The organism is Rothia sp. HMSC066G07 (assembly GCF_001814485.1).
Lineage (GTDB): Bacteria > Actinomycetota > Actinomycetes > Actinomycetales > Micrococcaceae > Rothia.
Window position 1 is genome coordinate 33,427 of record NZ_KV816928.1, and the last position, 12,638, is coordinate 46,064.

Below are 12,638 nucleotides of genomic sequence, written 5' to 3' on the forward strand. Positions count from 1 at the left end.
TAGACTTCTTCACTGTATTTTCTCTTTCTGTATGCGCCGCTCTGCAACGGCGCAGTGCGTAGTGTGGTTGACCTGTACTCCGGTATGCCCGGTGTACGCCACCATGCTAGCACCGCGACCTGAAAGCTCCCTGAGATGGTGCGGTGCCCCCTCCCCCGCTTACGGGTCATCTCAGCTCTACTGGTCTTCTCAGCGCGGCTTGAAGACGCAAAAACGCCCCGCACGCATCACGCTCGGATGCGCACGGGGCGAACGGGTCTAGCTAGTCACCAGCTATGTAGTGGATACGTTTAGTTCGTAGCCAGGCTGGTCGGCTTAACGGGATTCTTCGGGGCAGGCAGGTCTCCCACAGGAGCCGGGGGCTTGGGCAGCTCCAGGGACTGGTAGTCGCCCGAAACCTCCGAGGTCTTAACGTTCATAATGGAAGCCGCACCGTTCTCATCAACGCTAATTACTTCACCGTTAGGCTTGACGGCAACCCAGCCGCCCTTATCAGTCACGGCGGCAACCTCACCTTCAGGGGTCACACGTACCCAGCTACCGTCTTTCTCAATGCTGATGTAGTTACCGTTCTTAGCTTCGACAACAGCGATGCTTCCGTCAGGGGCAGTGTACACGTTGCCTTCAGTGTTCGTAGTCTTCTTGGCGGAGCGGTCTTTCTTAGCCTCTTCGACGGCTTCCTTGTAATGCGCGTATAGCTGCGGACCGTAGTTGCTATCGGTGGGGTCCGTGGGCATGGAGGAAGCACCCGACAGTCCACTCTTCTGGCTTTCGGATTCCTTAGCGGAGGCGCTCGAGCTACCTGCGTTTGCGGAAGCGGTAGCCGATGCGCTCGCCGAGGCAGACGCGCTGGAGGAGGCACTCGAGCTACCTGCGGTTGCAGAAGCAGATGCGCTTGCCGATGCGGAGGAGTTAGAGTTGGTGCCGGAGTTGCCGCCGCAGGCTGCAAGACCGAAGGTTGCGGCGAGGCCCAGGGACAGAACAGCCATAGACTTCTTCACTGTGTTCTCTTTTCTGGTAGATCCCCGTGCTATGCCGGAGAGACCTATAGTGTGGTTGTTTGTTGAGTGAGAGTTGAGTGAGAGCTAGATTCTGAGCGCCTCCCTAATCCTAACAACAGTTATGCGAAGTTTCCTATTTTCCCTAGGAGTTCAGCGCAACTTGAAGACGCAAAACGCCCCGCACGCATCACTATCGGATGCGCACGGGGCGTCTTATAGGTCAGGGGCTGTTACGCTCTGGTAGCGTCACAAGCCGCTGTTAGCTCTTTACAGCTTACTTGGGCTGTGCGGGCTTGACGGGGGCGACCTTAGCCTGTGCGGGCTTTGCGGGAACCTTCGGAGCCTTCAGGTCTGCCTTCTCGCCGCCAACGATGGAGGTTACTTCACCGGATGCGTCCACGGTTGCCTGCAGGCCGCTGTTAGCCTGGATGCTCCAGGAGCCATCAGCCTTGACTGCGACCTGGCCGTTTGCGTCCTGGCGGCTCCAAGAACCGTCAGCCTGTACAGCTACCTGACCTTCGTCACCCTGAATGGTCCAGCCGCCGTCCTCAGAGACAACGACGTCGCCCTCAACGGTGGAGGTGCTGTTGCCCTCGGAGTCCTTGGACTCAGCCTTGGTGCCCTTTGCGTCGGACTCTACCTTGGAGGAGTTACCCTCGGAGTCCTTAGCGTCTACGGATGCCTTGCCGTCTGCGCCGACCTTCACGTCTGCGGAGTTGCCCTCGCCGTCGTTAGCCTTGACGGTGACGTTGCCGTCCTTGTCAACCTTCACATCTGCAGTAGCGGAAGCGGAAGCAGCCGAGGTGGTTGCAGCTGCAGAGGATGCCTTAGCCGATGCGCTTGCGGAAGCAGTTGCAGAAGCGGATGCGGATGCAGTCGCGGTGGTGGTGGAAGAGGACTGGGAGCCGCATGCGCTCAGGCCCAGTGCGCCTGCGAAAGCGATGGACAGAACCGCGGTGGTCTTCTTCATTGCGGGGGCGATAGCCATTGTTTCTCCTTGTGGTTGTTAGTATGGTGCGGCTAGTTGGCGACGTATTCGCGTCGTGCGCAGGATCCTTGTGGGATTCCATAACAATTATCGGTGTAACCAACCGCGTTAATTCTATCGAGTTTGGGGGCTTTTATCCGAGCCGGCGGGCGTTTATCCGCATTCTAGCGGGTGGGATATCCCACGTTTCCGCCCGGTTCGTCAGTCAGCTTCTTAGCGGCGGGGAGTGACGGGCTTGACCGGGTCAGCGCCAGCACCGGCGGGCTTGGCGGGAACGGTCGGTACCTTAATCGTGCCGCTGCCGCCGGTCTGTTCCCAGGTGCCGTTAGCTTCTACTTCAATGACGCCGTTCTCACCGGTCTGTTCCCAGGAGCCGTCAGCATCAACCTCAACGACGCCTCCATCGCCAACGCGCTCCCAGGAGCCGTCAGCTCGTACCTCGATGATGTCGCCGTTGGGGGCGTGGTAGGACCAGCCGCCGTCGGTCTTGATTTCGATGAGGGTGTAGCCGTTGGCTGCGCTGACGGTTCCGCTGTCGACGGTCACGGTGCCGGAGCCGTTCGAGCCGCTCTTGGCGGAGGTCTCGCCGGCCTTCTCGTCGACCTTTGCGGAGGAGCCCGAGTTGTTCGATGCCGAGCTGCCATTGACGGTTGCGTTGCCGCTAGCGTCTGCGGTCACGCCGGTTCCGTCAGCACCGTTGACGGTTACGCCGTTTTCGGTGACGGTGACGGTACCCTGCGAGCTGCTTGCGGTAGCGCTCGGGGAGGCTGCGTCGCTTGCCTTGACGGTGACCTTGCCGTTGCCCGCGTTGACTGCTGCGTCAGCGCTGGAGGATGCCTTGGCGGTTGCGGTTGCGGTGGGTGCCGGGCTGGAGGTGTTCTGTGCACCGCAGGCGCTCAGGCCCAGTGCTGCGATTGCTGTGATGGACAGTGCGGCTGCGCCGGTGCGGAGGCGGTGGCTGGTGGGCTGCGCGGAAGTACGCTGAGCGTGGCGTGCCATGAGGTGGTTCTCCTTGTGCGTCCCGGAGGGTCAATCGTCCGGGGTTTGTATGGTTGATTTTCCGGCTGGGGTGGGGCCGTTTGTATGGTGTGTGGCTTTTCCTTCGCCGGTGATTCCAGCATAGGGTGTGAGCCTAAGATTGAGCTTTAGTTTGCTGTGTTTAAGCTATGTCTGGACGGCGATGTATAAGTATTTTTCCCAGCGGGGTTTCATACTCACGGTTTTTCGCTCAGCTTATGTATAGCTTTCTGCTTATATGTATAAATTTTCTTTATTTTTTCTGTAGCCTGCCCTAGCTTCTTCCGTGAAGTAGGGATAGTTTCTGTGTTTTTAGCTCAACCACAACATTAAGGTCGCAAAGACACAACTACTCAGCGACTCTAGGGCTCCACCTCACCTGCCTAGGGGCGCTTCCACTGCTTGGGCTTTCTTCAGCCGGGTTTTCTCCGATGTTTCCCCTTGGGCAGGCATAATAAAAGACCCCCACCGTGAGGGTGGGGGTCTTTTATCAGATTCAAAGTCTCAAGAATTACTTCTTCTTAGCGACTGCTGCCTTCAGCTTGGAGCCTGCGGTCAGCTTCACGCCGTGACCGGCGGGAATCTGGATAGTTTCGCCGGTCTGCGGGTTACGGCCGGTACGAGCTGCACGGTCGGTGCGCTCGATTGCCATCCAACCGGGGATGGTGATCTTCTCGCCCTTGGAGACGGAAGACTCGAAAACCTGGAACACTGCGTCGAGGACTGCGTTTACAGTTGCCTGGCTCTTGCCAGACTTCTCTGCAACCTCTGCAACGAGTTCGGTACGGTTCTTAGCCATTAGGGTGCCCCTTCCAGAGACTTAGATTTGAGTCTAAAGCGAGTGACCGTCTTGCGACGGAAAACCGTTTAGGAACTAAAATACCAGATTTACCAGCTGGACTTGGTGATACCGGGCAGCTCGCCACGGTGTGCCATCTCGCGGAAGCGCACGCGGGAGATACCGAACTTCTGGAAGGTACCGCGGGGGCGGCCGTCGATCTGGTCGCGGTTACGCACGCGAACGGGGGAAGCGTTGCGGGGCAGCTTCTGCAGTGCCACGCGTGCTGCTTCGCGCTCCTCGGGGGTAGCGTTCTCGTCGATCAGGGTCTTCTTCAGCGCGATACGCTTCTCGTTGTAGCGAGCGACGATGACCTTGCGCTGCTCGTTGCGAGCGATCTTGGACTTCTTAGCCATTCTTAGCGCTCCTCTCGGAAGTCAACGTGCTTGCGAACGACGGGGTCGTACTTCTTCAGCACCATACGGTCGGGGTTGTTGCGGCGGTTCTTACGGGTCACGTAGGTGTAACCGGTGCCAGCAGTGGACTTGAGCTTGATGATAGGACGGAGGTCCTTAGCCTTGGATGCCATTTACTAGATCTTCTCCCCGCGTGCGATGATTTCTGCAACAACGGCATCGATGCCACGAGCATCGATAACCTTGATGCCCTTAGCGGACACGTTCAGGGTTACCTTACGACGCAGCGAAGGAACCCAGTAGGTCTTCTTCTGAACGTTCGGGTCGAATCGACGCTTGTTGCGGCGATGCGAGTGCGAAATGCTGTGTCCAAAGCCGGGAACAGCTCCGGTCACCTGGCAGACTGCTGCCATGTTTCACTCCTTTATTGATTGACTTTTATGACGGTACGCAGTCGATGTTACTCGTGAGCGTCCCGCCACCAATGTAGAAGCACCGGGTTATTCGCCGGGCTAGAGTGTTTGAGATCGTCACGTGGGTGAGAGGCCACGCATCGATCCCCGCCGCGGGAAAAACGGTGAAGCTTATTAGTGTCGAGAGGCGTTTCCACCACTACGAACAGCGTTAAATTCTAGGTAAATACGGGGGTTCGTGCAAGCCTGCACGCCGGATTTTGCCTTAAAAATCCGCGGAATCTCGGTGTTCTGAGCCGATTGCATCTCGTTTAAGCGAAGTGCTCGATTCGCGGATGCACGCCTGCCTTCGAGCGGCAAACATACCTATCCATTCTATCAAAAATGAGTGTTTTTGCAAGTCCAGATGTTTTTAAGGAATTCTTTAACGCCCCTAGTCAGGCGTTAATGCGCCTTTTTAAGAACGGATGTTCTCTATGTGACCGGGGATAAATTACACCGGTGAAATTCATGTTGTGAGATTAACAGCTTAAGCCGGATTTAAGCCTTAAACAGCCCCGCGCCACCGATTCTTGCGGTGTGCGCAGGGCTGTTAAACAGGCTTAAACACGCGTTTAAAGAGCTTTTAACTCTCGTTTAAACGCTTCCGCCCCGGTTTTAAAGAGCAGTTTAAGGGGTCGCAACGGTACGAGTAACGGCGGATTCACCGTTCCAGTTACGGCGTAGATGCGAGCGCAAATACGGTACAGATACCGCGCAGGACACTCCCCCGGCGTACAGTTTTACGCCGTACCGTGAGCCACCGCGCCCCTAGTTCTTCAGCCTAGTTCTTAAGACTTGCCGCGGGCACCCACTGCGGGTACTTGGGGCTCACACCGTCCCCGGAGCTCGTGCCCTTCAGGCGGCGACCGATCCACGGCAGGGCAAACTCGCGGACCCAGCGTGCCTCCTGCTCAATCTTCTCGCGGGCGGTCAGCTGCACCTCCGGGGGCAGTACCGATTCGGTGACCACGCCGGGCAGGCCGAGCTGCGCCAGCACGCGGGATGCGAAGCGTTCGTGGCCGAGGTCGTTCATGTGCAGGCGGTCGTCAGCCCACAGACGCCAGTCGAGGAAGTCATTCCAACGCCAGTAGTCGATAATGTGTGCGCCGTGATCTTCGGCGATACCGCGCAGCAGTTCGTTGTAGGTTGCGGTGCGGCCGCGAGTGCGGGCGAAGGGACCCTGGCCCTGTACATCCAGGCCCGTAATGGTCAGGATCGTGATGTCCTGGGCGCGCATGGCGGCGAAGGCTTCGTCCACGCGGGTCATGAGCTGGTCGATATCAACGTTGGGGCGCATGATGTCGTTGCCGCCGCCGTAGAAGGTGACAATGTTGGGGCAGAGGTCCAGGACTCGGGGCAGCTGTTCATCCAGGATGGGACCGAGCAGGCGGCCGCGGATGGCGAGGTTTGCGTACTGCGCCTGCGGGTCTACTGCGCCGATACCTTCGGCAACGCGGTCTGCCCAGCCGCGCAGTCCGTTGGGGCGGCGGCGGTCAACGTCGCCCACGCCTTCGGTGAAGGAGTCACCGATTGCCACGTAGCGTACTGATTCACCGTTGAGCTTGCCGTTGGAGTCTAGGAGCGGGGTCGTCATTGTGTTCTTCTTTCCGGGCCTTTATAGAGAATGACCCTTCTATGGAAGGAGCCGGTACACCCGCGCGGTGTACCGGCTCCTTCGCTTAGCTTTCGGTGCGTCCTGCTTTCCAGTATCCCACTGTTATAGGCGCTTCATCAGATATGAGCGGGGGTTTCTTAGGATGCGACAGCTGAACCGGCAACGGTGGACGCACTCCGGGGATGCGGAACAACCACCACACTGCCGTCGTTAAACGGGTCCGCGACCTCGGCCTTCAGGCTAAAGATGGTGTGCAGGTTCTCGCGGGTGAGCACTTCGTGTGCTTCGCCTTGGGCGACGATGGAGCCGTCCTTCATAGCGACGAGATAGTCGGCGACTCGGGCGGCGAGGTTCAGTTCGTGCAGCACCATGATCATGGTGGTGCCGCGCTGTTCGTTGAGGTCCGAGAGCAGGTCGAGTAGCTCCACCTGATGTGCCAGATCGAGGTAGGTGGTCGGCTCGTCCAGCAGTAGAATGTCGGTTTCCTGGGCGAGCGCCATGGCAATCCAGACGCGCTGACGCTGACCGCCGGAGAGCTCGGTGACCTGTCGTTCGGCGAGGGACATGGTATCGGTAGCTTCGAGAGCCCAAGCAACCGCCTCGTCGTCTTCGGCGCTATTGCGTTTGAAGAGGCCCTGGTAGGGGTAGCGTCCTCGGGAGACCAGGTCGGCTACGGTAATTCCTTCGGGGGCGATGGGATGCTGAGGCATGAGCCCAACCATGCGGGCGAAGCCCTTCATGGAGTATTCGTGGGTGGATTTGCCGTCGAGGGTGAAGTCGCCGTTGAGCGGCTTGAGTAGTCGGGAGACACCACGTAGCAGGGTGGATTTGCCGCAGCCGTTGGGGCCGATGATGGCGGTAATTTTGCCCTTCAGGAATTCGAGGGAGAGGTCTTTGACGATGGTGGTTTCGCCGTAGCCGAGGCTGACGTTCTCAACTTTGAGGGTGCGTTCGGTGATTTCTTTCATGGCGTCCTTTCTTCTCTAAGGCTTTTCCCGGGAGCCTCCTAACTTAGCCTATCCTAATTTCGGGTCAGAATATAGCGGATCCCCCGCTCTGTTCATACTTCTGTAGAACAGTTCGGGGGATCCGCTGTATTGGTGAACTTTAGAAGTTCACTTTTCCGTTGACGAGCCAGCCGCCTTCCGCTGCACGCTGGAACACTTCCTGAGCCATGGTGCGGCTGTAGGTCTTGGAGACATGGTTGTCATCGATGTAGACGTAGATGTTTCCGACCACGGGGCTACAGGTGCCGTCCGGGCAGTACACGTCCTTCAGGTCAACCATGACGGCGCCCTGGTCGCGGTACTTGTCGAAGACTTCCTTTGCGGGGTTCTCGGCGGCGTACTTATCGCTTGCGGGTCGTGCACAGGAGCTCTTGTCGGCACCGGCCTTCTGTGCACATTCGTAGATGTTGTACTCGAAGCGCGGGTTATCGCGCAGACCGATGACCTGGACCCCTGCCTCGGTGAGGCGGCGGACCGTCTCGTCGAGGCTCGGGTCGATTCGTTCGTCGTTCGATCGTGCCTGGGCAACGGTGGCGATGAGCACCACGGTCTGCGGCTTACGCTTGAGAATTTCCTCGGTCATCTTGGTGTTGAATTCCGAGCATTCGTTACTGGCGTTGACGGCGCGGACCGGGTACTGGCAGCCACCGAGCAGGTAGGTCTGCAGGTTGGTCTTGGTCTGTTCGGCGATGGGCTTGAAGATACTCAGCGCCTGCTCCGCGTGGGAGTTACCGACGACCATGGTCAGCGGTGCGTCCTCGGGTCCGTACTTCTGCACGGTGCAGTACTTGGCGAGGGCCGGGTCGGAGGGCGCGAAGCCGCCGGTGCAGGGGTCGCTCAGTCCGTCGAACTGAGCTTTGACGTCGCCACCGGAGGGGATGGGGTTGTCGATGAGTCCCTGCTGGGCGCCGCCGATTGCGCGGGCGCCGGGGTAGTTTTCGCTGGCGGTCTGTACCTTCAGTTCGGCGTTCTGCTCGGACTGGGCGTTGCGGTAGCCGATCCAGGTCTGTGCGGCGGTCAGGGGTACGCCGGCGACCAGGAAGATGGCGAGGATGAAGGCGAGCTGGTCTGCCCAGGTCTTGACGGAGAAGACGGTCTTAAAGCGCATCTTCATCATGAGCCAGGGTACGAAGGGGTCCTTGCGGTAGCGCAGCGGCTTCTCGACGAAGCGGATGAGTAGCCATGCCAGGCCGATGGAGGCAAGGATGATGATGGTGCCTTCGATGATGTTCACGCGGGAGGTGCCGACGGCGCTGCTGTAGAGGATGAGGATGGGCCAATGCACCAGGTACAGGGCGTAGGAGATGTTGCCAAGGTTCTGCAGGGGTGCGGAGACCAGCAGTCGATCGATGCCCCAGCGGCTGTTGGTGCGGCCTGCCATGATGACGAGGGCGCCGGAGAGCACGGGCCAGAGCGCCAGGTAGCCGGGGAAGGCTCGTTCGACGGGCAGGATTGCACCGCAGGTGACCAGGCCGATGATGCCGACCCAGCCCATGACGACTCGCGCCTTTTCGGGCGCCTTCCATTTGAGGGTGAGCATCGCCAGCAGGGTGCCGATGGCGAATTCCCACAGGCGGGTGCGGGTGTCGAAGTAGGCGAATCCCTGGTTGGTGTCGGTTTCGACGATGGAGAAGGTCAGGGATGCTACGAATACCGTGTTGAAGGTGAATACCGCGGTGGTGAAAAGGTTCCCGCGGAATCGGTGCACGACGTAGGCTACTGCGGCGAAGAGCAGGGGCCAGATGATGAAGATCTGCCCCTGGATGGAGAGCGACCAGAAGTGCTGGAAGGGTGACTTCACGGAAGCGTTTTGGGCGTAGTAGTCCACGGAGCTGAACGCGAGGTTCCAGTTCTGGAAGTAGAACAGGGAGCTCGTTGCGTCGGTGACGGTTTGCGACCAGCGGCTGGGCGCGAGCACGAAGAAGGACGCAATCGTGGTACACGCGATAACCACGGTGGCTACGGGTAGCAGTCGCTGGAAGACGTGCATCCAGTAGCTGAAGAGATTGAGGGGTTTGCCTTCGTTGATCTTACGCATGAAGGAGAGCGAGAGCAGGAAGGCGGAGATGAAGAGGAAGACATCCACACCGCCGGAGACTTTGCCGACCCAGACGTGGTAGAGCACCACGAGGAGCACGGCGAAGGCTCGCAGGCCCTGAATTTCAGGGCGGAATCCTCGCGATTCGATGAACTCTTCGAGGGGGTAGTCGCTGGCTTCGCGTGCTTTGATGCTGCGCGGGGCGGTGGTGTAGGTTCCCTGCGAGGCGGGAGCCTGCGGGGTTCCGGAGGTTTCAGACATTCTCGGTTCCTCAGGATGGATGTCGATGTGCTAGTGCGGGTCCCTTAGACACTACAGGACACTCGTACAATAAAATCCTGATCCGCACCTCTGCTATGAGGCTGGTGCGAACCAGGATTTTTCTGAGCCCCCTACCGGATTCGAACCGGTGACCCTCTGTTTACAAGACAGATGCTCTGGCCAACTGAGCTAAGGAGGCAACTTGTCCAGTGTACCTTATTCTGGTGGTTGAATCTGCTTAGTTGTTCTTTGGCGGTTTGATGCGTTCGTTTCCTTCGTTTTACCCCTTCCGAATACCTCGGCTACAGGGGCTCCCGGGCACCTTGTCCAGCACTTTGCCGAGTCTTCTTCCTGCCCCTCACGTTCCTTTACTCGTTCTTTAGAGCTTCAGATGCATACGGAAAAACCCGGTAGCCTCGCGCGGAGGTTACCGGGTTTTTCTATCGAAGAGGTTACTTCTTCTTAGCTTCGATCTTTTCCTTCAGGAAGGTGCTGAAGTCGTTGCTGGTGTACTGGTCGCCATCAACGAAGACGGTGGGGGTACCCTGAATGCCGTTCTTTGCGGATTCAGCGTTGACCACGTCCACGAAGGGGCGCCACTTGCCGTCGTTCATATCGGAGCCGATGGAGGCGTGGTACTTCGAAGCAATGTCGGCAATCTGCTGGTTGTTCATGTCGCCGCTGCCCTGGTGGGTGAAGATCTCACGCTGGTAGTTCAGGAAGTCGTGGGTGCTGACCTGGTTTGCCACGGAGTATGCCGCTGCCGCGTTACGTGCGGAGTATGCGGTGGGCGAGGTACGGTCCAGGAAGGTCAAGTTGCGGATTTCCAGGGTGATGGTGCCGTCTTCGACGAGCTTCTGGATTTCTTCGCCGTACTTCTTCTCGAACTCTGCACAGTGCACGCAGTTGTAGTCCTGGAAGATGGTCACGCGAACGGGCTGGCCGTTCTTGGATGCCTCTTCAGCGGTCTGCACGCCCGGGGGCAGGGTGTTGACTGCTGCTGCGGTTCCGTTGACCATGGGGGTCACGGAGGAGGTCGAGGTTGCGAGCTGCTTGAAGTCGCGGGTCTCCTGGGTGGAGGAGTTTTTGACGATTCCGTCCTTGGTCAGCACAATGCCACCGTATTCGTTGGCGCTGGCGGGCACGGGGCCGCTTTCTGCTACCTTGGTGTTCTTGTTGCCGTTGATTACGACGAAACCGATGATACCTACGATGACGAGGACCACGGCGAGTACGCCGAGCTGGAGCCAGCGGCGGCTTGCCTGGCTGGGACTCTTCTTGGCCTGCTGGGCCGCAATCTGGCGGGCTTTTTCGCGGGCGTCGGTCGACATGCCTGCTCCTTTGGTTGGGAATATGGGTGGCGGTTCGTCCACTTCTTCTAGCCTACTCCTTATGGAGTACGCACCCATCAGGGCAGAGGTTCAGAGTGCCAGTGCTCGTCTGAGCTCGGCGCCTTCTGATCTCTGCCGGGCGTTCTAAAGCTCAGCTTCCTGCTACGTATAGCAGCTGAAAGCTATGTCGATCAGTTCCTATCACGTGGATAGGTTCCGTCTAATCTCTAGTGTGGACGTACCGCGCTACCCGTCTAGCCTACCGAATGGGTGCCGTATCGGCTAGTTAATACTCTGACTGAGATATCGTGGTGTCTGTTCTCACGCTCTCAGCTTATTTTCCTCGTAAACTTTCGTAGCGTTGGGAGGTTCCTCCCCTGCCACAAGCTACTCCGAGGCACCCACCCGGTTCGGTTCACCAGCCGTTAGGGAATGTTATAGACTTCCACTCCCCCAATGAACGGGCGAGTATCGAAATTCCCCTTCCACTTCACACTCAGACCGTGCTTCTCCAGTACGGGAATAATAGTGTCCTTCATGAGCTCCACGGAGAGCTTCTTGTGAAGGGCACTGATCTCTTCCTTCTGCGCATCGCTCAGCGCGTTCCATTCATTTTCGTCCCTGGGGTAGGCAAGGAAGGAGCCGAACCCAACGTAGGTGCCGCCGCTTTCAGCGAGGCTTTCAGTGTCCTGCTGGTGGAAGTAGATGTATCCCTTCCACTCACGGCTGTCGTCGATCTCGTCCCAGATTTCTGCGGATGCGCAGGTACCGCAGCAGGTGAAGTTCTGTCGTGCGATGACTCCTTCTTCTTCCAGCGCTGCGAAGGCGCGGTTGAGGTTGGAGTTCTTCTGCATTTCGGGGGTAATGCCCAGCTCAGCGGCGAATGCACGACGACGCTTGATGAGCTCTTCCACGTAGTCTTCTACGCGCTTTTCCCAGAGCTTGCTGTCTTCGTTCTCCCCATCGTATTCCAGCTCGAGTGCATCCATCACATAATCGGTGATCGTTTCTACGTACTGCTCAGTATCAGATTCACCCATGAACAGCAGGGGCCAGATGGGCCAGAGCAGCTCAGCTTCGTCTTCTTCGTCCAGTCCCCATTCTTTGGGGAAGGGGGGGTCGAGGCGTTCTTCGCTCCAGCGTTCGTAGATGCTCTTCTCATCAGCCATGATGATGCTCCTTTGTTTGCTCTCTACTCGTTGAAGTAGAGATATGGACTGCTCTTGCTGTTAAGGTACCAAGAGTTTCTCTGCCGTGCCCTCTATTTCGTCATTCAGGCGGATCTGTGAACTCCCCATCTCCTTGCCTCTGTATCAGGTTGGCACGCTGTCTGGCGAGGCTACATCCCCTGTTCCGCTGCCTCTCTGCTGAATCTCTGCGTCTCTGGGTCTATGAGTCTCTGCACCTTTGCTGAGTTAGGTGTCTTTCGTTCCAGGAGTTTTCGTTCTAGGAGTTTTTGGGTACACAAAAAGAGGGGAAGACCTATAAGGTCTTCCCCTCTTGAATAAAAAACCCGCGGTGACCTACTCTCCCACACCCTCAAAAGTGCAGTACCATCGGCGCGAAGAGTCTTAGCTTCTGGGTTCGGAATGGAACCAGGCGTTTCCCTCTTGCTATAACCACGGAAAATCTAGCGAATAACTTCGTTATTCAAAATTTCCGAATAAAAAGCCTCAACTTCCCAAAGGAAGCCCAGGGTTATTATCCAAAAACCATACAGTGAACGCAAAC

At 57.9% G+C, this 12,638-nt stretch carries 12 protein-coding genes, 1 tRNA gene and 1 rRNA gene; all 14 read right to left on the reverse strand.

Annotated elements, in window-relative coordinates; translation table 11 throughout:
- Window positions 1-290 precede the first annotated feature (290 nt).
- Window positions 291-1,001 (reverse strand): transcriptional regulator, encoded by a 711-nt coding sequence (locus HMPREF2971_RS07100; RefSeq protein ID WP_070692124.1) that lies wholly within the window; start codon window positions 999-1,001, stop codon window positions 291-293.
- Window positions 1,002-1,275: 274 nt separating this feature from the next.
- On the reverse strand, window positions 1,276-1,989 hold the full coding sequence (locus HMPREF2971_RS07105; RefSeq protein ID WP_070692126.1) for a hypothetical protein: 714 nt from the start codon (window positions 1,987-1,989) through the stop codon (window positions 1,276-1,278).
- A gap of 213 nt (window positions 1,990-2,202) precedes the next feature.
- Window positions 2,203-2,988 (reverse strand): hypothetical protein, encoded by a 786-nt coding sequence (locus tag HMPREF2971_RS07110; RefSeq protein WP_070692128.1) that lies wholly within the window; start codon window positions 2,986-2,988, stop codon window positions 2,203-2,205.
- A gap of 529 nt (window positions 2,989-3,517) precedes the next feature.
- Window positions 3,518-3,805, reverse strand: coding sequence for an HU family DNA-binding protein (locus HMPREF2971_RS07115; protein WP_005506733.1), 288 nt, complete (start codon window positions 3,803-3,805; stop codon window positions 3,518-3,520).
- Window positions 3,806-3,894: 89 nt separating this feature from the next.
- The gene (gene rpsN / locus HMPREF2971_RS07120; protein WP_005506731.1) at window positions 3,895-4,200 is read right to left on the reverse strand and encodes a 30S ribosomal protein S14; all 306 of its coding nucleotides are present in this window, start codon (window positions 4,198-4,200) and stop codon (window positions 3,895-3,897) included.
- A gap of 2 nt (window positions 4,201-4,202) precedes the next feature.
- The gene (gene rpmG, locus HMPREF2971_RS07125) at window positions 4,203-4,373 is read right to left on the reverse strand and encodes a 50S ribosomal protein L33 (protein WP_004005967.1); all 171 of its coding nucleotides are present in this window, start codon (window positions 4,371-4,373) and stop codon (window positions 4,203-4,205) included.
- A gap of 3 nt (window positions 4,374-4,376) precedes the next feature.
- Complete coding sequence (gene rpmB / locus HMPREF2971_RS07130; protein WP_004005966.1) at window positions 4,377-4,613, reverse strand: 50S ribosomal protein L28; 237 nt, start codon at window positions 4,611-4,613, stop codon at window positions 4,377-4,379.
- Between the two features lie 823 nt (window positions 4,614-5,436).
- Window positions 5,437-6,249, reverse strand: a complete 813-nt coding sequence (locus tag HMPREF2971_RS07135; RefSeq protein WP_070692130.1) for an SGNH/GDSL hydrolase family protein — start codon at window positions 6,247-6,249, stop codon at window positions 5,437-5,439.
- Window positions 6,250-6,407: 158 nt separating this feature from the next.
- A complete protein-coding gene (locus HMPREF2971_RS07140) occupies window positions 6,408-7,238 on the reverse strand; it encodes an ABC transporter ATP-binding protein (RefSeq protein WP_070692132.1) in 831 nt (276 codons plus the stop codon).
- A gap of 139 nt (window positions 7,239-7,377) precedes the next feature.
- Window positions 7,378-9,576, reverse strand: coding sequence for an acyltransferase family protein (locus tag HMPREF2971_RS07145; RefSeq protein ID WP_070692135.1), 2,199 nt, complete (start codon window positions 9,574-9,576; stop codon window positions 7,378-7,380).
- Window positions 9,577-9,701: 125 nt separating this feature from the next.
- Window positions 9,702-9,775: transfer RNA gene (locus HMPREF2971_RS07150), tRNA-Thr, on the reverse strand.
- A 253-nt stretch (window positions 9,776-10,028) separates the two neighbouring features.
- Window positions 10,029-10,907 carry a DsbA family protein gene (locus HMPREF2971_RS07155; protein WP_049346887.1) on the reverse strand — a complete coding sequence of 293 codons (879 nt, stop codon included), beginning with the start codon at window positions 10,905-10,907 and terminating at the stop codon, window positions 10,029-10,031.
- A 425-nt stretch (window positions 10,908-11,332) separates the two neighbouring features.
- Window positions 11,333-12,076 (reverse strand): DUF6891 domain-containing protein, encoded by a 744-nt coding sequence (locus HMPREF2971_RS07160; protein ID WP_070688017.1) that lies wholly within the window; start codon window positions 12,074-12,076, stop codon window positions 11,333-11,335.
- Between the two features lie 341 nt (window positions 12,077-12,417).
- Window positions 12,418-12,534 (reverse strand): 5S ribosomal RNA (gene rrf, locus HMPREF2971_RS07165).
- Between the last annotated feature and the right edge of the window lie 104 nt (window positions 12,535-12,638).

Coding starts and splice junctions, on each gene's coding strand:
- HMPREF2971_RS07110 (WP_070692128.1), bottom strand. CDS start 2,988: ATGGCACGCCACGCTCAGCGTACTTCCGCGCAGCCCACCAGCCACCGC.
- HMPREF2971_RS07160 (WP_070688017.1), bottom strand. CDS start 12,076: ATGGCTGATGAGAAGAGCATCTACGAACGCTGGAGCGAAGAACGCCTC.
- rpmG (WP_004005967.1), bottom strand. CDS start 4,373: ATGGCATCCAAGGCTAAGGACCTCCGTCCTATCATCAAGCTCAAGTCC.
- rpmB (WP_004005966.1), bottom strand. CDS start 4,613: ATGGCAGCAGTCTGCCAGGTGACCGGAGCTGTTCCCGGCTTTGGACAC.
- HMPREF2971_RS07105 (WP_070692126.1), bottom strand. CDS start 1,989: ATGGCTATCGCCCCCGCAATGAAGAAGACCACCGCGGTTCTGTCCATC.
- HMPREF2971_RS07145 (WP_070692135.1), bottom strand. CDS start 9,576: ATGTCTGAAACCTCCGGAACCCCGCAGGCTCCCGCCTCGCAGGGAACC.
- HMPREF2971_RS07135 (WP_070692130.1), bottom strand. CDS start 6,249: ATGACGACCCCGCTCCTAGACTCCAACGGCAAGCTCAACGGTGAATCA.
- HMPREF2971_RS07115 (WP_005506733.1), bottom strand. CDS start 3,805: ATGGCTAAGAACCGTACCGAACTCGTTGCAGAGGTTGCAGAGAAGTCT.
- HMPREF2971_RS07155 (WP_049346887.1), bottom strand. CDS start 10,907: ATGTCGACCGACGCCCGCGAAAAAGCCCGCCAGATTGCGGCCCAGCAG.
- rpsN (WP_005506731.1), bottom strand. CDS start 4,200: ATGGCTAAGAAGTCCAAGATCGCTCGCAACGAGCAGCGCAAGGTCATC.
- HMPREF2971_RS07140 (WP_070692132.1), bottom strand. CDS start 7,238: ATGAAAGAAATCACCGAACGCACCCTCAAAGTTGAGAACGTCAGCCTC.